The organism is Burkholderia sp. 572 (assembly GCF_040545135.1).
GTDB lineage: Bacteria > Pseudomonadota > Gammaproteobacteria > Burkholderiales > Burkholderiaceae > Burkholderia > Burkholderia cepacia.
Map to the genome: position 1 here is coordinate 38,403 of NZ_JBEPLH010000006.1, position 17,160 is coordinate 55,562.

The following is a 17,160-nucleotide window of genomic DNA, read 5'->3' on the forward strand; positions in this document are numbered from 1 at the left end:
GTTCAGTTGAGCGGCATTGCCGCGTAGTCGAGAACATCGAGTTTTTCGAAGGTCGCTTGCACGGTCGGCGTGAGCAGGCCCATCTCGCGGATCGTCGGCACCAGGCGCCGGAAGATCGAGCGGCGGATCGAGCTGGAGACCGGCGACTCGCGCACCATCGCGCTGCATTCGCGCTTGGACAGGCCCATCGGCTCCCAGATGTCGTCCGCGCACAGGTGCTCGTACAGCACGGCCGCGCCTTCGCAGACGAATTCCTCGCGCTCGCGCAGCTCGGTCGAACTCATCTCCGCATACACGCGGCACAGCGTGATCCGGCCGACCGCGAAGTGACGCGCCTCGTCGCGCTGGATCCGCAGGAAGAGATCCTTGATGAACGGATCGGTGCTGTACGCGACGACGCTCTGGAAGATCGACAGCGCGATGCCCTCGACGAGCACCTGCATCCCGAGGTTCGTCATGTCGAGCGCGCTGCTCGTGATCGTGTCGTGCAGCAGCCCCTTCAGCGAGCGGCTCATCGGGTAGCTGACGTCGAGCTTCTCGTTGACGAGCTTCGCGTACGCCTCGACGTGGCGCGCTTCGTCCATCATCTGCGCGGCGGCGCACAGGCGCGCGCTCAGGCCATCCTCGGCCGACGCGAGCTTCGATGCGCAGATCAGCGCGGCCTGCTCGCCGTGCAGGATCTGCGACAGCAGCCAGCCCTGCGCGTGATGGCGCACCTCGCGCTTGTCGGCGTCGGACAGCTTGCTCCACAGCTCGGTGCCGTAGATCAGCAGCGTCGGGTCGGGCATGCCGAGCGGATTCGCCGGGTCGAGGTCGTGGCTCCAGTCGACGTCGGTCGCGACGTCCCACTGCGCGGCCTTCGCCTTTTCGTAAAGCCGGTTCAGCGCCTCTTCGCGCAGCGCGTAGTCGTTCGACATCAGGGCGTCGACGGGCATCGACCAGCGTATGTCGGCCGTGTCCTGCATAACGGTGAGCGTGTCAGTCATTTAGGGTCTCCCCGGCCGCGCGGCGGCGCCGGAATGATGGGCGGAATCGGTAAGCGTCGTGGCGGCGGCGCGCGGTGTCGGCGGATGCGGCACGAGGCGGATCGCGTACGACGGCCATGCGCCGCGCAGTTGCGCGTCAAACGCATCGGCGAGCCGCGCGGGCCAGATCGCGCAGCACACGCGGTTGTCGCCGGAGAACTCGGCATCGCGCAGGATCCGGTCGCCGATCCACACGACGGGCGCGCCGCGCGCGGCATCGCGCAACGCTTCGTCGTACAGGTGCACGCCGAGCAGCACGTGCGGCGCGAGCAGTTCGGCCGGCAGCGCGCCGAAGTACGGCGCGCAGACTTCGATGAACACGCGTGCGTCCGGATGCACCGCGTCGCGGATTCGCGCGGTCGCTTCCGCGAGGAACGCGAAATACTGGACGTGGTCGAGCAGCACGCGGCGCTCGCCGCCGGATGCGTCGCCGGCGTCGTACGGTTCGCCGGCCGCTTCCGCGAGCGCGGCGCGCGCATAGTCGGCCGGCGTGTCGAGCGGCATCCGGTACGCACTCGCGGCGACCGCGACCGGCTGCCGCGCATCGCGCTCGATCCGGTAGGTGAAGTGAACGGGCCGCACCATGTCATGCCTCGCTGTCGAGAGAGAACGTCGCGTCCGGCGCGAATGCGACGTCGGCGACCGCGTAATAGCCGTTCAGCGCGAGCGAGCAGACGGCCGCGCGGCGCGGCGTGTCGCCGTCGCGATGCGCGAGCAGCACCGACAGCCACGGGTCGCTGCCGAACGCATGCCCGAACAGCCCGTGGCCGTCGGGCAGCAGTGGCGTCTTGCCGACCGACGCGAGCAGCGCGCGGCGCGACGTCGCCGGAAAGAACGGCAGCGCCGCGTGCACGCCGGGGCGGGCCGCGCAGAAGGTGCGGATGTCGCGGCCGAGCCGCACGACCGCGCTGGCCGGCGGCGCGGCGTCCGCGAGTACCGACGGTGCGGCCGGAGACGCTTCGCGGCCGACGTCGATGAGCAGCGTGCACACGCCGAAGCCCGAACGCCCCCACGCGGGGTTGCCGTGCCAGTACGTATAGCCGTGCACGTCGACGTCGACGATCTGCAGCAGCAGCGTGCGCGGCCCGGTTTCGGCGGCGGTGGCGAGCGCGCGGCGCAGCACGTAGCCCCAGCCCGCGCATTCGTACGAACAGGTCATCCAGTCGGGCGTGTAGTCGTTCGCGCCCGCGAGCGCCTGCGCGAACACGCGATGCTGCGGCGAATCGTTCATCAGCAGCATCGACAGGATCGTCGAGCTGACCACGTAGTCGTCCGCGCCGACCGCGCCGCACAGCCGCTCGCGTTCGGCGCACGCGAGCGAGCCGATCGCGCGGGCCGTGTCGTCGAGCGGCACGGCCGCGCCGTCGCGTGACGGCGCGACGCGCCGGTACGCGAGCGCCTGCACGGTCAGCGCGGTCGCCGGGGCCGCCGGGAGCGGCTCGGCGGCGGCGGCCGCCACGGTCGCAAGGGGCGCGAGCATCGTCGTGTCAGGCGGCGTGCTGCTGGCTGCGCAGTTGCGCGTCGAGCTGCTGCAGCGTCGTGTACTGCGTGATGTTCAGCGCTTCCGGGTCGATCGAACCGTAGAGCTGTTCGCAGAACACGATCAGCTCGACGATGTTCAGCGAATCGATGCCGAGTTCGCCGATGCCGGCGTCGGTGTCGACGGTCTCGACATTGAGGATCTTCGCGACTTCGCGGGACAGGATGTCGAGCGCGTCGGCCGGAACGTTCTGGGTCGTCATGAGAGGAGCTCCTGGTAATGAAGTGGGTTGATCGGGATCGATCGGCCTGTCGCGTGGGTCAACTGCCGGCTTCGCAGCGCAGGCTCTTGCGAAGCTCGTGATAACAACGGTACGAACTGCCTTCCATCTTCGAAAACGCCAGCAGGTCGCGCTGGTCGTCGAACGTCGCGACCCGGCCGTCGCGCACGAGCGCCGTCAGGAACTCGTTCGACAGCAGCTTGATCGCGAGCACGCGCTGCACCTTGCCGAAGCTGTAGTGCGCGTCGTCGGTCTGGCTGCGCGCGGCGTCCGCGATGAAGCGGTGGACGGCGCGCGCGTCGGCGTCGAGTTCGACGCGGCCGGTTTGCGCGAGCCATTCGACGTGCGCCATCAACGCGCGGACGAAGTAGGGGCGCACGACGGTCAGGTACTTGTTGAACACGGTCGGGCCGCCGATCCGCAGGCGATCCTCGGCGCTCACGCGCACCTGGCCGCCGACGTTCGCGAGTTGCAGGTTGCCCGCCAGAAACGGCGCGCCGCAGGTCGTGCGCTTGAGCTTGCGGTACTCGTCGGGCCACACGAGGTACGCGGCCGGGAACATCACGCCCGGCAGCCGCGCGGCGACGACCGCCATGCAGTCGCGATGCGCTTCGATTCCCCACACCTTGTCGACGGTGAGCGCAAGGCCGTTATCGTCGCTGCGCACGACCGTGCGCCAGGCGGCGAGGGTCGGGCCGCCGCCGTCGCTCATCAGGAACGCGAAGTTGTGGCCGCTGTCGATGCAGTCGCATGCGCGACGGTTCTGGTCGTCGGAGAAGAACAACCCGAACATGATGCGGATGAACGCGCGCATGAACGGCTTGAACAGGTGATGAAACCCTTCGCGTTCGATCTGGCCGAGCAGCGCTTCGGTGAGCGGCGCCTCGTCGTGCCGCAGCGGCGTCGACGCGGACGAATCGGGCAGCACGTCCGGCGTGGCGGCGCGCAGCGCGATCACCATCTCGCTGTCGAGCAGCCGCACGGCGGCCGCCTCGACGAGCCGGGCGGCCGCGCGCGGCGGCGTGCCGATGGTGCCGATCGTGTCGAGGTGGCGCAGCACCGGATACGCGGCCTGGTCGGCCACGCGCAGCAGCAGCGGCGGCGGCAGGTCGGCGGACGAAGCGGGGGCGGAAAGCGTGGACATGGGGCGGGGTTCCTGTCAGAAGCGCACGCGCACGGCGGCGTCGATACGGGTGCCGAGACCGACCATCCGGTACTCGGAATTGCTGTCGGAGAACGCGCGGGTGAGCGCGACATCGACGCTCACGCGCTTGTTCACGTCGGCGACGACCTGGGCGATCGCGAGCAGGCCCTTGTCCTGCGGCGAATACACGCCGCGCAGCGAATACTCGACGCGGCCGATCTTCTTGCCGAGCCGCGCGAACAGGTAGTCGCGCAGGTTGCCGTCCGCGCTCACGAAATCGGCGGTGCCGCCGAGGCCGGCCAGCGCGGGGCCGGGCGCGACGGGCAGCAGCGCGTTGTTCGCGCGCACCGCGCCGACCATCCGGCGCCACTGGTTCGCGTCGTAACGCGCCTCGTCGTGCGACCACTCGACGATCAGCGACAGGTTGCCGGGCAATGCGCTCTGCATGCCGACCGCGCTGCGCCACATGACCTGGCGGTCGTTGCGGCGATCGACGGCGTCGTACGCGGCCGGCGAGTCGAGCGGCGTGCCGTTCGCGATGAAGGCCGGCAGCGGCCGTGTCGTGCCGCGTTCGAGCCACGCGCTCGCATAGACGGTGTTCGAGCGCGCGACGTCGAACGACAGCGTCGCGCCCGCGCCGCCGCGGCCCGCATGACGCCCGGCGAGCAGCGCGGCCGAGCCGCCCGACCAGTTGTACGCGCCGCGCACGAGCTGCGTCGCGCCCTGCACGTCGCGGTTGTCGACGTCGTTGCGCAGCGTGCGGTTCTCGCCGGCGATGAACTGCAGCGTGGCCTGCTCGCCGGCCCATTTCGCTTCGACGAGCGGCGTGCCTTCGACGTCGCCGTAGCGGTCGTAGATGTCGGCGGTCGCGGCCCGCTTCTGGAAGAAGCCGAGCGGGAAGAACGCCTGCGACGTGTCGAGCGGGTCGATCCGCTTGCCGGCGGTGAGCGTGATGCCGTTGTCGAATGCGTAGCGCACGCCGGCCTCGTTGAAGCGGGTGGCCTGCGCGCCGAGCGAATGGTTGCTCGCGACGGCGCGCGCGTTCAGGAACAGGTTCTCGCCGTCGATGCGCGCGAGCAGGCCCGCTTCCTGCTGGTTGCGCGGCTGGTCGCCGATCAGGCTGCCGAGCAGCGCATGACCGTCCATGCTGTCGACCGAGCGTGCGTAGGCGATGCCGTTCAGCGTGCTCAACTGTTCCATCAGCGATTCTCCGTGCGCGAGCGTGCAGCCGAGCGCGAGCGGAACGGCGAGTACGACGCCGCGCCGGAGGCGGCTGGGCGAGGGACGAGGGCGGTCACGACGGGCGTCGGCATGGGCGTCGTAGTCACTGGCCATCGGCAAGCGTGTCGGGGTTGAACCAGCCCGACGGAATCTTGCGCGGCTGGCCGTCGAGGATGTCGACGACGCTCGCGCGCTGCTTCTCGATCTCGTTGCGATAGGTGATCTTGCGGATCACCTTGCGCCCGTTCGCCTCGACCGGCGCGGAGAAATCGGCGCTGCGGAACAGCAGCCCGCTCGCGAGGAAGAACTGCGCGCGCACCGGCACGTCGGTGTCGGGCGTGACCCACAGCTTGATCGTCGGGTAGACGTTGTCGGGATCGGTCGCGGTCAGGTCGAGCTCGGTGGCCGGCTTGCCGGCGATCGTCGTCGCGCCGGGCGCGGCCGATGCGCGATAGCTGTCCGCCCAGTGCGTGCGCGTGATGTCGCTGATCACGACCTCGCCCTGCAGCCGCTGCATCCCGTTGATGCGTACCGCGCTGCGCGTGTTCGGCACGTAGAACCAGTGGCCGCGCGTCGTCGCGAGATACTTCTGGCCGTCGTTCTCGCCGCTGCGCGTCAGCGCGAGCGTGTCGCCGTTGCCGCGCGTGTAGACGAGATAGCGCGTCGCGTCGCCGGATTGTCCGCCGACCTCGTTCGTGATCTGGATGTTCGTCTGCGTATCGGCGGCCGTGCTGCGGTACGCGTCGGCACGGGCGAGCATGGTCTGGGCCGCCGGTGCGTCGGCTGCGTGGGCGAGCGGCGCGCACGCGACGAGCGCGGCGACCATCAGGCGAATGCGGTTCATGGGGCGAGTCCTTCGAGGATGTTGCGTTTGGCGAGCCCGAGCGTCGCGAGCAGCGCGGCGGCCACGCCGAGCACGACGAACGCGCCTTCGACGGCGACCACGGCGGCCGGCGAAACCGTGAATTCGAGCAGGATCGGCTTCACGCGGCCCGGCGGCGCGGGCAGGTGGATCTGCGCATGGTTGAGCGCGACCATCGTCAGCAGCGCCGCCGCGATGCCAGCGGCCGCGCCGAGCAGGCCGAGGAACGCGGTCTCCTGGATCAGCACGCCGCGCACCGTCGCGGCCGGCACGCCGAGCGCGCGCAGGGTCGAGATCTCGCGGCGGCGCTCGACGATGCTCATCAGGATCCAGTTGCTCATCGACAGCAGGATCGTCACGCACAGGATCGCGCCGAACACCGAGAACTGGTTCTTGTACAGCGCGACGACCTGGTGATAGAGCGACACGAGCTGGTCCCAGGTCTTCACGTCGAGCGCGGGCAGCGCGGCGCGCAGCGTCGCGGCGGCGGACGGCGTGTGCGCCGTGTCCGACAGGAACACCGCGATGCGCGACGCGCGGTCGGTGCGCAGCAGCGCCTGCGCGGCCGCGAACGTCACGTCGACGATCCGTTCGTCGACGTCCTTGTTGCCCGTGCTCATCACGCCGACGATCTGCGCGTCGGTCGCGTTGATGCCGCCGTGCGCGGTCGAGGCCATCAACTGCACGACCGAGCCGACGTGCACGCCGAGCTTGCGCGCGAGTTCGGCGCCGACGACGACTTCGGTGCCGGCATTCGCGGGCGACAGGTAGCGGCCCGACAGCACCGTGTGATAGTCGAAGAAGCCGGGCGGCTCGCGGTTCGGCTCGATGCCTTCGCCGACGAAGCCGTAGCTGAGATCGCCGTTCGAGATCAGCCCGTCGAAGTCGATGCCGCGCGCGGTGGTGGCGACGCCGTGCAGCGCGGCGACGGCGCGCGCGGCGGCAGCCTGCTCGTCGGCGGTCAGCCCGTACTGCAGCGGCCGTTCGCCGATCAGGTCGAGATAACCGTGGTGCAGCACCTGCACGTGGCCGACGCCGCTGTCGATCGAGCCTTCGCGCACCGCGTCGAAGGTCGCGATCACGTAGCCGAGCGCGAGGCTCGACGCGAACGCGGCGACGCCGATCATCGCCATCGTCAGCACGGTGCGGCGCTTGTTGCGCCAGAGGTTACGCCACGCAAACGTCGACCAGTTCACGGTTCACTCCCGGTACGCCGTCGCGCATCTCGATGCGGCGCGGCAGGTGCGCGCACAGACGATCGTCGTGCGACGCAATCAGAAAGGCGGTGCCCAGCGTGCGGTTGGTGTCGAGGATCAGCTCGGCCACCGCGCGCGCGTTGGTGCTGTCGAGGCTGGCGGTCGGCTCGTCCGCGATCACGATCGCCGGCTCCTTGGCGAGCGCGCGCGCCAGCGCGACCCGTTGCTGCTCGCCGCCGGACAGCTCGCCGGGGCGGTGGCGTTCGCGCGCGGCGAGCCCCACCGCGTCGAGCATCGCGCGGGCGCGCTCGCGGCGCGTGCGCGGCGTGCCCCACGCGAAGCAGCCGAGCTCGACGTTCTCGAGCGCCGACATCACCGGAATCAGGTTGAACTGCTGGAACACGAAGCCGATGCGCTCGCGGCGGATCCGTTCGAGCGTGTCCGGCACGTCGTCGATCCGATGGCCTTCGAGCCAGCGTTCGCCGCTGCTCGGCACGTCGAGAAAGCCGGCCAGGTTGAGCAGCGTGCTCTTGCCGCTGCCCGACGTGCCGACGAGCGCGACGACGTCGCGCGGGCCGATCGAGATCGACGCGTCGCGCACCGCGACGACGCGGCCCGCGCCCTCGTACACGCGCGTGACGTCGCGCAGCTCGAGCACCGGCGTGAGCGGGGCGGCCGTCATGCGTACGCTCCCTGGCCGATTTCGACCGCCGCCGCTGCGTGGATGACAGGCAGCGCGCCGTTCGCATAGAGGTCGCGGCATTTCAGGCGCTGCAGCTTGCCGCTCGTGGTGCGCGGCAACGAGCCGGGCTCGACGAAGCACAGATCCTGCGCGGCGAAGCCGATGCGCGACGCGAGCAGCTGCTGGCACTCGGCACGCGTCTGCGGTGTCGCATCGGCGGGCCGCGCCTCGATCGCGACGACCAGCCGCTCGGTGCCCGTCTCGGGGTCGGGCAGCCCGAACGCGATGCACGTGCTCTTGCGCAGCGTGCGATGCGATGCCAGCGCTTCCTCGATGTCGTGCGGGAAGTAGTTGCTGCCGCGGATGATGATGACTTCCTTCTTGCGCCCGAGGATATGGAGCTGGCCGTCCGAGACGTAGCCGATGTCGCCGGTGCGGAACCAGCCGTCGGCCGTCAGCGGCGCGGCGATCGAGCCGTCGTCGGGATTCAGGTAGCCGAGCATCACCGACGTGCCGCGAATCGCGACTTCGCCGACGGCGCGGTTCGCGAGTGCGTGGTCGCCGTCGTCGAGGATCCGGAAGGCCATGCCGTCGATCGGCGTGCCCATCGCGAGCACGGTTTCGGTCTCGGTGTCGGCGCCGTCGTTCGCGGCGGCCGGTTGCGCGTCGCGGCGCTCGATCAGCGCGCGCCGGTCGAGCGTGTCGGCGATCACGTACGGTGCGCCGTCCACCGTGCCTTCATGCCACGCACGATGCATCGACACCGCGAGCGTCGATTCGGCCATCCCGTAGCACGGCTGCAGCGCCGATGCCGCGAGGCCGTACGGCGCGAACGTCGCGGCGAAGTCGCGCAGCGTCGCGTCGTCCACGCGTTCGCCGCCGATGAAGATGTTGCGGCACGCGGACAGGTCGACGCCTTCCATCGCGGCGGCGTTGAAGCGGCGCACGCAGTAGCGCAGCGCGAAGGTCGGCACCGACGTCGTTGTCGCGCGCGCCGACGCGATGCGCTTCAGCCAGCCGAGCGGATTCCGGATGAAGCTGTTCGGCTGCATCATCAGCAGCGGCGCGCGGTAGTGCAGGTTCGACAGCAGCGTGAGCAGCCCCATGTCGTGATAGAGCGGCAGCCACGAGGCGGTGCCGTCACCGGCCGCGATGTCGAAGCGGACCGACCCGCCGATGCCGAGCACGTTCGCGATCACGTTCTCGTGGCTGAGCACCGCAGCTTTCGGGTGCGACGTCGAGCCCGACGTGAGCTGCACGTGATGCGGGTCGTGGCCGCTCTTCGCGCTGATCAGTGCGCGCGCGCCGGCATCCGCGGCGATCGACAGCGTGTCGAGATCGACCACGCGCGTCGATGCCGCGGGAAACGCGTCGTCGTGCCACGCGGCGGCCTGTGCGTCGGCGGCAATGACGAGGCGCGGCCGATACAGCTCGCACGCGACGTCGATCACTTGCCTGCCGGCGGTGGCGCGGCGCGCGGGAACGGGCACGGTGCAGGGCAGCGCGCCGGTCATCACGCAGGCCATCATCGCGACCGCGTGCTCGACCGATGCGGGCAAGGCGAGCATCACCAGGTCGTTCTCGCGCACGTCGAGTTCACGCAGCGCGCCGGCCTGGTGAAACACTTCTTCCGCGAAGCGCCGGTACGTGATGCCTGCCTCGTTGCCGGCCTCGTCGACGAACGTCATGCGATGCGTGGCGCCCGCGACGTCCTCGAGCGATTCGATCAGGCGATGAATGGTGGATGCGCACTTCGTCACGAGAATCTCCCGTTGAGGAACACGGCCGCTCGTGCCACGGTGCCGGCGGCGCCGTTCGTCGAGTGAGGGGGATTCTTGCCGGATCGACGTGACGCGACAAACGGAATATTTGCAGGCTATGCATGAGCGGCACGCATCCACTCGTGTCTGCCCCGCACGTATGCATCTGAACCCGCGCCAGGTGAATGGCCGGTACGCATTCGACCGGTCGTCTAGTTCACGATGTGGTGCGCTCATGCGCGGGCGTCATGCAATGCGTTCGGAAAATTCGTTTGTCCGAAGCATCGACTCACAGAAGAATTGCAACCCGGCAGCGCGCCAGCGTCGCCGTGTCATGGCGCCGGGCAAGGTCCGGCTCAAGGAGAGCGTCTTGTCCGTCACCTCATCGCTTGTCGCCCGTCAGAAACCGGTTGCAGACATGAAGAGCCGCCCGAGCGGCGTCGTCTTCTCGCTGAAGCTCGCGGTATACGTCGCGCTCGTTGCGCACGGCATGCTGTTCGCGCTGTCGACGTATGTGATCCTGAAGATCGTCGGGATCCTGCTGATCGGCGCGATGTACGCACACGGCGTCGAGCTGCAGCACCAGGCGCTGCACTACCAGGGGTTCCGGAGCAAGCGGCTCAACATGGTGTTCGGCGTGCTGCTCGGCATGCCGATGCTGGTGTCGTTCCACGCGTACCAGGACAGCCACCTGCGTCATCACCGGCTGCTCGGCACGCCCGAGAACAAGGAGTTCTTCGACTACGGCGACCAGTACGGCGCGAGCCCCGTCGTCAATCTCGGCCTGTGGGCGTGGCGGCTGTCGATGGCCGCGCACTATATCCAGTTCGCGAAGAACGTCGCGAAGCTCGTCGTGCCGGGGGCGCGCTTCGGCGACAACCCGCTCGTGTCGCGCGCGATCCGCCGCGATCACCTGCTGATGGTCGCGGCGATCGCGCTGCTGGCCGGCGTGTCGGTCGCGCTGCACACGTGGTTTGCCGTGTGGGTGTGGGTCGTGCCGCTGGTGTTCGTCGCCGCGCCCGTGCATGCGCTGGTCGAGATGCCCGAGCACTACCGCTGCGACCTGACGAGCACCGACCCGTTCCGCAACACGCGGACGATCGAGAGCAACGCGTTCATGACGTGGTTCACGAACGGCAACAACTATCACGTCGAGCACCACATGATGCCGAACCTGCCGATCGAGCGGCTGCACGACCTGCATGGCGCGATCGGGCCGCGCATCCGCTATTACCACCGCACGTACCGGCAGTTCTATTACGCGCTGCTGCGCGGCAGGCTGGCGCCGCGCACGGTGGACGACGATGCGGACGAGCGTGCGCCCGATGCCGAAACGGCGGCGCCGGCGTCCACGCAATCGGCATGACCGCGACGGGGCCGGCCGCCCGCGTGCGTGCCGTGCCGGAACATTGTTCAACGACGGTGACGACGATGCTCTATCCGGAATTATTCAGGTCGCTGGAAGCGGTGCGCTGGAACATGGAGACGGATATTCCGTGGAACCGGTTCGACGCGTCGCTGCTCACCGACGAGCAGGCCGAGACGATCAGGATGAACGCGATTACCGAATGGTCGGCGTTGCCCGCGACGGAGATGTTCCTGCGCGACAACCAGCACGACAGCGACTTTTCCGCGTTCATGAGCGTGTGGTTCTTCGAGGAGCAGAAGCATTCGCTCGTGCTGATGGAATACCTGCGCCGCTTCCGGCCGGAGAGGGTGCCGACCGAAGCGGAGCTGCACGCGGTACGCTTCGAATTCGACCCGGCGCCGCCGCTCGAGACGCTGATGCTGCACTTCTGCGGCGAGATCCGCCTGAACCACTGGTACCGCTGCGCGGCCGACTGGCATACCGAGCCGGTCATCAAGCAGATCTACGAAACGATTTCGCGCGATGAAGCGCGCCATGGCGGCGCCTACCTGCGCTACATGAAGAAGGCGCTGAACGACTGCGGCGACGTCGCGCGCGCGGCGTTCGCGAAGATCGGCGTGCTGATGGCGTCGGCGCGCCGCACCGAGAAGCCGCTGCACCCGACCAACCTGCACGTGAACCAGGCGCTGTTCCCGCGCGATACCGTGCAGTCGCGCCTGCCCGATCCGGAATGGCTCGAGCGCTGGCTCGACGAACAGATCCGGTTCGACGGCGAGTGGGAAAAGAAGGTCGTCGAGCGGATCCTGCACAACCTGTCGATCCTGTTCGGGCGCACGTTCACGACCGCGCAGGAGCTGAACCGCTATCGCCGCGAAGTGACCGCGCGGACGAACCGTGTGGCGGATGGCGTGGTGGACGGCGTATAGCGGATGCGTGTCCCGTCCAGCTTGGGCGGAACCGATTCCGGCCGGCAAGATGGCGTAGTGCGCACGGTGTCCCGTATCCGGCCGGCGGGATATTCATTTCCGGACATAATGGGTTCATCAATTTCCTGTTATTGCATGATTCAATCGAATTTCATGCGTTTAGTATATTTTCATAAACATGAAATTCCTGATTTAAATGGTATTTCGCGTGTATGTTGGCGTGTGTTTTCTTTCCGTAATGCGGCAAATGAAATGATATGTCGGGTGATTGAAATTGTATTGTAGGCACGGGGTGCGATTCCGTTGCGGCGTCGAGATGTCCGCCGTGCCATCGATTTTTGCCCGCAATGCCCTGTTTTGGTGGGTATTTCTCGGCCATTCCTCGCGTCATTCCACCCGGATATTTATTTACAAAACCACTACTTAATAATGTTAATGTAAGAATATCGGGTCGACTAAAATCGATAGATAAATACGAGTGTCACGATTGAAAATAAGAATGATCGGCATCCATTCTTCAATATAAAATCGCTTCCGAATCCAAATAGGAGAAACGATTCAGGGGAACGAAAGGCGACTTGCCTGTCGATGGGTGCAACTTTGAGGCGGCGGTATGGCTAATGTGAGATTGGCAAAACGATTGAGAAGTATGCCTTCGCTGGATTTCCTGAGAGGCTTCGAATGCGCGGCGCGTCATTTGAGCTTTACACGCGCCGGGCAGGAACTGAACGTCACGCAATCTGCCGTGAGTCGGCAGGTCAAGGCACTCGAGGAGCAGCTCCGGATCGAGCTCTTTCACCGGCACATTCGATCGCTGACGCTGACCGACAAGGGGCGGGAGCTGTACGACGCGATCTCGTTCGCGTTGTCCGACCTCGAATCGGTGATCGGCAAGCTGTCGTCGAGCGTGGGACAGCGCGCGATCTCGTTGTCGACGACCGTATCGTTCGCGGCGCTGTGGCTGATTCCGCGCCTCGGTTCGTTCCGCGCAAGCTACCCCGACATCGACGTGCGCGTATCGGCAACGAGCGAAATTGAGGATCTCAAGCGCAAACGTTTGCATTTGGCCGTGCGATATGCGGGGCCGTATACGTCGACGGACGATACGGACGTGCTGTTTCGCGAGCGCGTCGTGGCCGTCTGCAGCCCGAGCCTGATGGCGACGGCGGGCGACGCGGCGTCGATGAAGCCGGAGGATCTTGAAAAGCACGTGCTGCTGCATCTCGACGATCCGCGCTGCGAATGGCCGTGGCACGGGTGGAGCCATCTGCTGAAGGAACTCGGCGTGCCGCGCCTGCGGCCCGCCGGCGCGCTGCATTTCAGCCAGTACGACCAGCTGGTGCAGGCGGCGGTCGACGGGCACGGCATCGCGATCGGGCGGCGGCCGCTGGTCGACGGGCTGCTGAAGCAGGGCCGGCTCGTCGAGCTGTTCGCGCACTGCACGGTCGCATCGGGCAGTTACGTGCTGGTGCAGAACCCGGATGCGTGCAACGAGTTCGACATCGCGGTGCTGACCAACTGGCTGCTCGCACAGGCGCACCATCCGCTCGCGTCGGGCCAGGAAGCGGCCGGCAGCAACGTGCTGCCGATGTATCGCGTCGGATAGGACGGGTACGCGGCGTGCCGCCGCGCGCGACGCCGGTGCGATCGACGCGCCATGCGGCGACGAGCGGCGGCGTGCCGCCGAACAGCGACACCGACACGTTGAAGCCGATCACGAGCGCGTGCGTGCTTGCCATACGGGGACAACACACGATCGCGGCGTCCCGTGGTACCCGGTGAAATCGATCGTGCCGATCACCGCGCGTCCGGCGACGTTCACGATCACGACGTTGCCTTCCGTCGCGATCCGCCCGTCGTTGAAAAAAGCCGTCGCGTAGCGTGCACGGCATCGACGAAAAAAACGCGCGGCCGCGAGGCACGCGCGCAAACTCGGAGATCGTTCGCCGGTGGCGAGTCAGTTGCCGTTCGACGCGACGGTGTTGGCTGCGCCCGCACAATCCTTCTGATACTCGGTCATCAGGCGCGCCTGCGCCGAATCGATATCGTCCGGATAGCTGCTCTCGTCGCCCGACGACGGGTTGTAGCCGACGGATTCCAGCTCGTTCAGCTCGTTGATCAGTTGCCGGTGGGAGACCGGGCCGTGCGTATGCACGAACGGATAGTCGTGGCATTGCGCCGGCGTGAGCGTCGGTGCGGCATGCGCGGCGAAGCTCATCACGAGCAGCGCGGAACAGGCGAGGTAACGGGCGGGATGTTTCATCTTCGACTCCTGGGAAGCGTTGGGAACCGGCCGTACGGTGGATTGCCAACGTCGACCTCACGACACAGGTTAGGCACCGTGGACTATCGAAACGGCCGCGCGAAGATGAAACTAGTTTTATCCGGATCGACCGCGCGCGGAAGCGATCGTCGTCGTACGCATCGAACCTTAAAGAAACCTTCATGCATGCGCGACCGAACGGTTAGCCGTGCGGGCGTATCGTCGAACCCGTGATCAATCGACGCTGCGCACGGCGCGGCCTGCATCGGGGTAATGCAATGAAAGAGACCGTCAGGATGGCCGCGCTCATCGCGCTGGTGTGCTCACCGGTGCTGGCGTTCGCAAAGGTGCAGGGAACGGGGCTCGCGATTGCCGACGTGACGCTCGCGCACGAGAAGGTCGAGCGCACGCAGCGTGTGGAGAACGCGGCACATCGCGTCGCTTCGCATCGCGTCGACCAGCCCGGCGCGGAGCCGCACCGAAGCTGATGCGCGATTCTTTACCGATACCTTTCGACGCGATCGGTTGCAACCGCCCGTGCGCGAAGGCGAAGGGTCGTGCGGCATCCTGTCGCAACAACGCGCGCCGGTAGCCCCGGCGGGCGTTGCCGCCGTATATGAAACTTTCTTCATGAAGTCGACGCGCACGATTTACGCGCGCGCGTGTAGTCTCCATCCGAACGCGCTCGCCCTTCGGGTGTCGAAGCGCGTGCGTCCCTTCGCTGAAGACGAGAATCGTAAATGGCATCATCAGTTTCCCCCGGTAACACGCCGGCCCTGCCCGACCGGCTGGCCAAGAGCGGTACGGCCATCGCGCATGTACTGACGATCGAAGACGACGAAATCACCGCGAACGAAATAGTCAGGGAACTGCAAGGGCGCGGCTTCACGGTCGAATGGGTGGCGAACGGCCGCGACGGCATGGCCCGCGCGCTCGGCAACGAGTTCGACGTGATCACGCTCGACCGCATGCTGCCGGTCGTCGACGGCCTCACGATCCTGACCACGATGCGCAGCGTCGGCGTGCGCACCCCGGTGCTGATGCTGAGCGCGCTCGGCGATGTCGACGAACGCGTGCGCGGCCTGCGTGCGGGCGGCGACGATTACCTGACCAAACCGTTCGATCCCGAGGAAATGGCGGCACGCCTGGAGGTGCTGTTGCGCCGGAGCCAGACCGCGCCGGCGCCGTTCGCCACGACGCTGACCGTCGGCCCGCTCAGGCTCGACCTGATTTCGCGCAAGGTGTTTCGCGACGGCGACGAAATCGCGCTGCTGCCGACCGAATACCGCGTGCTCGAATACATGATGCGCAATGCCGGCCAGACCATCACGCGCACGATGCTGTTCGAGGCCGTATGGGGCTATCACTTCGATCCCGGCACCAACCTGATCGAAGTGCACATGGGCCGGCTGCGCAAGAAGATCGATCCGCCCGATGCGAAGCAGATGATCCAGACGGTACGCGGCGCGGGCTACATCCTTGGCTGAGTCCGCAACCTTGATGTCCTCGACGGATCACGTCCAGCCGGCGCCGAAGCGTCACTGGTATTCCAGCACGTTCCGGCTCGTGTCGGTCTACGCGGTGACGTTTTCCGTGTCGGTGATGCTGCTGCTCGGCTTCATCGCATCGATCATCACGCACGACATGGAGCGCGAAACCGACGTGGTGATCGACTGGCAGATGATCTACTTCGATTCGCTCCAGGACAACCAGCTTGCCGCGGCCATCCAGCACCGGATCGAGCACGAGCGGATGCACACCAACTACTACGGGCTCTTCACGGCCGACGGCAGGCATGTCGCCGGCGACGTGCTGGCCATGCCCGACGGCATCCGGCCGGATCGCACCGGCGTGACGCTCGACCACACGATGACGATCGCGGGTGACCAGGTGCCGCCGGTCGTCCGCACGATGGCGGAGCGGCGCGCCAACGGCGACGTGCTGGTGCTCGGGCGCGACCTGACGCACATCCTGCGGATTCGCGCGGCGATCATCCAGGCGCTGGTCGGCGGCGGCCTGTTCTGCCTGGGCGCGGGCGTCGTCGGCGGCCTGATTCTCAGCGTGCGGCAGATGCGGCGCCTGAAGGAAGTCCGGCGCATCACGCAGCGCATCGCGCAGGGCGACCTCGGGCAGCGGCTGCCGATCGGCGGGCACGACGAGATCGACCTGCTGTCGCATCTGGTCAATCACATGCTCGAGGAAGTCGAGCGCCTGATGAACGAGGTGAAGGGCGTCTGCGACGGTATCGCGCACGACCTGCGTACGCCGCTCGCGCACGTGCATACGCTGCTTGCGCATGCGGCGGAGCGCGCGGACGGGCTCGACGATGCCGCGCTGGCGACGCTCGTCGCCCGCGCACGCAACGAGACCGACGTGCTGCTCAGCCGGTTTCGCGCGATGCTGCGCATCGCCGAAATCGGGTCGCTGCAGCGGCGCGGCGGGTTCGCCGAACTCGCGCTGGAAGATCTCGTCACGGACGTCGGGCAACTGTTCGAGCCGCTCGCCGACAGCCGTGCCATCCATTTCGTCGTGCTCGTCGAACCGGTCGCGCGGATTCACGGCGATCGCGCGCTGCTGTTCGAGGCGCTCACGAACCTGCTCGACAACGCGCTCAAGTACACGACCTCGGGCGACACCGTGCGCCTCGAACTTCACGATACGCCGTCCGGTCCGCGCATCGACGTGGTCGACAACGGCCCGGGCATCGCGGCGAACGAGCGCGAGGCCGTGCTGCAGCATCGTTACCGCAGCCGCCGCACCGGGCACCTCGCCGGGGCCGGGCTCGGCCTGAGCATCGTGTCGACGGTCGTCAACGTGCACGACTTCACGCTGCGCATCGGCAATGCCGAGCCGGGTACGCGCGTGACGATCGAATGCTGGCCGAGGTCGCTCGCATGACGGGCGTTCGCATCCGCCTATACGTGCGCGCGCATTGCCGCCGCGAGGTTGGCT

General features: G+C 67.3%; 17 protein-coding genes. 6 read left to right on the forward strand and 11 right to left on the reverse strand.

Going from position 1 to position 17,160, the window contains the following annotated elements; all coding sequences use genetic code 11:
* Nucleotides 1-2: 2 nt before the first annotated feature.
* The 10 genes from ABIC51_RS13205 to ABIC51_RS13250 are packed head-to-tail and all read right to left on the reverse strand — an operon-like array spanning nucleotide 3 to nucleotide 9,650.
* Nucleotides 3-986 (reverse strand): ferritin-like domain-containing protein, encoded by a 984-nt coding sequence (locus tag ABIC51_RS13205; RefSeq protein ID WP_021164011.1) that lies wholly within the window; start codon nucleotides 984-986, stop codon nucleotides 3-5.
* Nucleotides 987-1,610, reverse strand: a complete 624-nt coding sequence (locus tag ABIC51_RS13210; RefSeq protein WP_027792014.1) for a hypothetical protein — start codon at nucleotides 1,608-1,610, stop codon at nucleotides 987-989.
* 1 nt (nucleotide 1,611) lies between these two features.
* Entirely contained in the window at nucleotides 1,612-2,505 is an 894-nt protein-coding gene (locus ABIC51_RS13215) for a hypothetical protein (protein WP_321939128.1), read from the reverse strand.
* Between the two features lie 7 nt (nucleotides 2,506-2,512).
* Nucleotides 2,513-2,767 carry an acyl carrier protein gene (locus ABIC51_RS13220; RefSeq protein WP_006481176.1) on the reverse strand — a complete coding sequence of 85 codons (255 nt, stop codon included), beginning with the start codon at nucleotides 2,765-2,767 and terminating at the stop codon, nucleotides 2,513-2,515.
* A gap of 58 nt (nucleotides 2,768-2,825) precedes the next feature.
* Nucleotides 2,826-3,929, reverse strand: coding sequence for a hypothetical protein (locus ABIC51_RS13225; RefSeq protein ID WP_175861673.1), 1,104 nt, complete (start codon nucleotides 3,927-3,929; stop codon nucleotides 2,826-2,828).
* Between the two features lie 15 nt (nucleotides 3,930-3,944).
* Nucleotides 3,945-5,264 carry a hypothetical protein gene (locus ABIC51_RS13230; RefSeq protein WP_226228720.1) on the reverse strand — a complete coding sequence of 440 codons (1,320 nt, stop codon included), beginning with the start codon at nucleotides 5,262-5,264 and terminating at the stop codon, nucleotides 3,945-3,947.
* Entirely contained in the window at nucleotides 5,254-5,994 is a 741-nt protein-coding gene (locus ABIC51_RS13235; protein WP_027792911.1) for an outer membrane lipoprotein-sorting protein, read from the reverse strand. Before ABIC51_RS13235 ends, ABIC51_RS13230 begins: the two co-directional genes overlap by 11 nt.
* Nucleotides 5,991-7,208 carry an ABC transporter permease gene (locus ABIC51_RS13240; protein ID WP_027792910.1) on the reverse strand — a complete coding sequence of 406 codons (1,218 nt, stop codon included), beginning with the start codon at nucleotides 7,206-7,208 and terminating at the stop codon, nucleotides 5,991-5,993. The genes ABIC51_RS13235 and ABIC51_RS13240 overlap by 4 nt, the downstream gene beginning before the upstream one ends.
* A complete protein-coding gene (locus ABIC51_RS13245; RefSeq protein ID WP_354006503.1) occupies nucleotides 7,180-7,890 on the reverse strand; it encodes an ABC transporter ATP-binding protein in 711 nt (236 codons plus the stop codon). The genes ABIC51_RS13240 and ABIC51_RS13245 overlap by 29 nt, the downstream gene beginning before the upstream one ends.
* A complete protein-coding gene (locus ABIC51_RS13250) occupies nucleotides 7,887-9,650 on the reverse strand; it encodes a fatty acyl-AMP ligase (RefSeq protein WP_354006504.1) in 1,764 nt (587 codons plus the stop codon). The genes ABIC51_RS13245 and ABIC51_RS13250 overlap by 4 nt, the downstream gene beginning before the upstream one ends.
* Before the next feature lie 418 nt (nucleotides 9,651-10,068).
* On the opposite strand from ABIC51_RS13250, the gene ABIC51_RS13255 reads away from it, so the two are divergent.
* The 3 genes from ABIC51_RS13255 to ABIC51_RS13265 all read left to right on the forward strand — a co-directional run bounded on the left by ABIC51_RS13255 (nucleotide 10,069) and on the right by ABIC51_RS13265 (nucleotide 13,551).
* The gene (locus ABIC51_RS13255; protein ID WP_059697018.1) at nucleotides 10,069-11,016 is read left to right on the forward strand and encodes a fatty acid desaturase family protein; all 948 of its coding nucleotides are present in this window, start codon (nucleotides 10,069-10,071) and stop codon (nucleotides 11,014-11,016) included.
* A 56-nt stretch (nucleotides 11,017-11,072) separates the two neighbouring features.
* Nucleotides 11,073-11,945 (forward strand): ferritin family protein, encoded by an 873-nt coding sequence (locus ABIC51_RS13260; protein ID WP_175861785.1) that lies wholly within the window; start codon nucleotides 11,073-11,075, stop codon nucleotides 11,943-11,945.
* A 613-nt stretch (nucleotides 11,946-12,558) separates the two neighbouring features.
* Nucleotides 12,559-13,551, forward strand: coding sequence for a LysR substrate-binding domain-containing protein (locus tag ABIC51_RS13265; RefSeq protein ID WP_354006505.1), 993 nt, complete (start codon nucleotides 12,559-12,561; stop codon nucleotides 13,549-13,551).
* A 351-nt stretch (nucleotides 13,552-13,902) separates the two neighbouring features.
* Here ABIC51_RS13265 and ABIC51_RS13270 read toward each other — a convergent pair whose 3' ends face one another.
* Complete coding sequence (locus tag ABIC51_RS13270) at nucleotides 13,903-14,208, reverse strand: DUF4148 domain-containing protein (RefSeq protein ID WP_027792904.1); 306 nt, start codon at nucleotides 14,206-14,208, stop codon at nucleotides 13,903-13,905.
* 278 nt (nucleotides 14,209-14,486) lie between these two features.
* Between ABIC51_RS13270 and ABIC51_RS13275 the strand changes: the two genes are divergently transcribed.
* From ABIC51_RS13275 to ABIC51_RS13285, 3 genes are all read left to right on the forward strand, one after another.
* Nucleotides 14,487-14,696, forward strand: coding sequence for a hypothetical protein (locus tag ABIC51_RS13275; protein ID WP_027792903.1), 210 nt, complete (start codon nucleotides 14,487-14,489; stop codon nucleotides 14,694-14,696).
* Between the two features lie 321 nt (nucleotides 14,697-15,017).
* A complete protein-coding gene (locus tag ABIC51_RS13280) occupies nucleotides 15,018-15,695 on the forward strand; it encodes a response regulator transcription factor (RefSeq protein WP_021160456.1) in 678 nt (225 codons plus the stop codon).
* A 13-nt stretch (nucleotides 15,696-15,708) separates the two neighbouring features.
* Entirely contained in the window at nucleotides 15,709-17,106 is a 1,398-nt protein-coding gene (locus ABIC51_RS13285) for a sensor histidine kinase (RefSeq protein WP_049096825.1), read from the forward strand.
* Nucleotides 17,107-17,160: the final 54 nt, after the last annotated feature.

Bases quoted from the DNA above. Each gene is read 5' to 3' on its own strand.
- ABIC51_RS13205 (WP_021164011.1), bottom strand. From the start codon at position 986: ATGACTGACACGCTCACCGTTATGCAGGACACGGCCGACATACGCTGG.
- ABIC51_RS13210 (WP_027792014.1), bottom strand. From the start codon at position 1,610: ATGGTGCGGCCCGTTCACTTCACCTACCGGATCGAGCGCGATGCGCGG.
- ABIC51_RS13215 (WP_321939128.1), bottom strand. From the start codon at position 2,505: ATGCTCGCGCCCCTTGCGACCGTGGCGGCCGCCGCCGCCGAGCCGCTC.
- ABIC51_RS13220 (WP_006481176.1), bottom strand. From the start codon at position 2,767: ATGACGACCCAGAACGTTCCGGCCGACGCGCTCGACATCCTGTCCCGC.
- ABIC51_RS13225 (WP_175861673.1), bottom strand. From the start codon at position 3,929: ATGTCCACGCTTTCCGCCCCCGCTTCGTCCGCCGACCTGCCGCCGCCG.
- ABIC51_RS13230 (WP_226228720.1), bottom strand. From the start codon at position 5,264: ATGGCCAGTGACTACGACGCCCATGCCGACGCCCGTCGTGACCGCCCT.
- ABIC51_RS13235 (WP_027792911.1), bottom strand. From the start codon at position 5,994: ATGAACCGCATTCGCCTGATGGTCGCCGCGCTCGTCGCGTGCGCGCCG.
- ABIC51_RS13245 (WP_354006503.1), bottom strand. From the start codon at position 7,890: ATGACGGCCGCCCCGCTCACGCCGGTGCTCGAGCTGCGCGACGTCACG.
- ABIC51_RS13255 (WP_059697018.1), top strand. From the start codon at position 10,069: ATGAAGAGCCGCCCGAGCGGCGTCGTCTTCTCGCTGAAGCTCGCGGTA.
- ABIC51_RS13265 (WP_354006505.1), top strand. From the start codon at position 12,559: ATGGCTAATGTGAGATTGGCAAAACGATTGAGAAGTATGCCTTCGCTG.
- ABIC51_RS13270 (WP_027792904.1), bottom strand. From the start codon at position 14,208: ATGAAACATCCCGCCCGTTACCTCGCCTGTTCCGCGCTGCTCGTGATG.
- ABIC51_RS13275 (WP_027792903.1), top strand. From the start codon at position 14,487: ATGAAAGAGACCGTCAGGATGGCCGCGCTCATCGCGCTGGTGTGCTCA.
- ABIC51_RS13285 (WP_049096825.1), top strand. From the start codon at position 15,709: ATGTCCTCGACGGATCACGTCCAGCCGGCGCCGAAGCGTCACTGGTAT.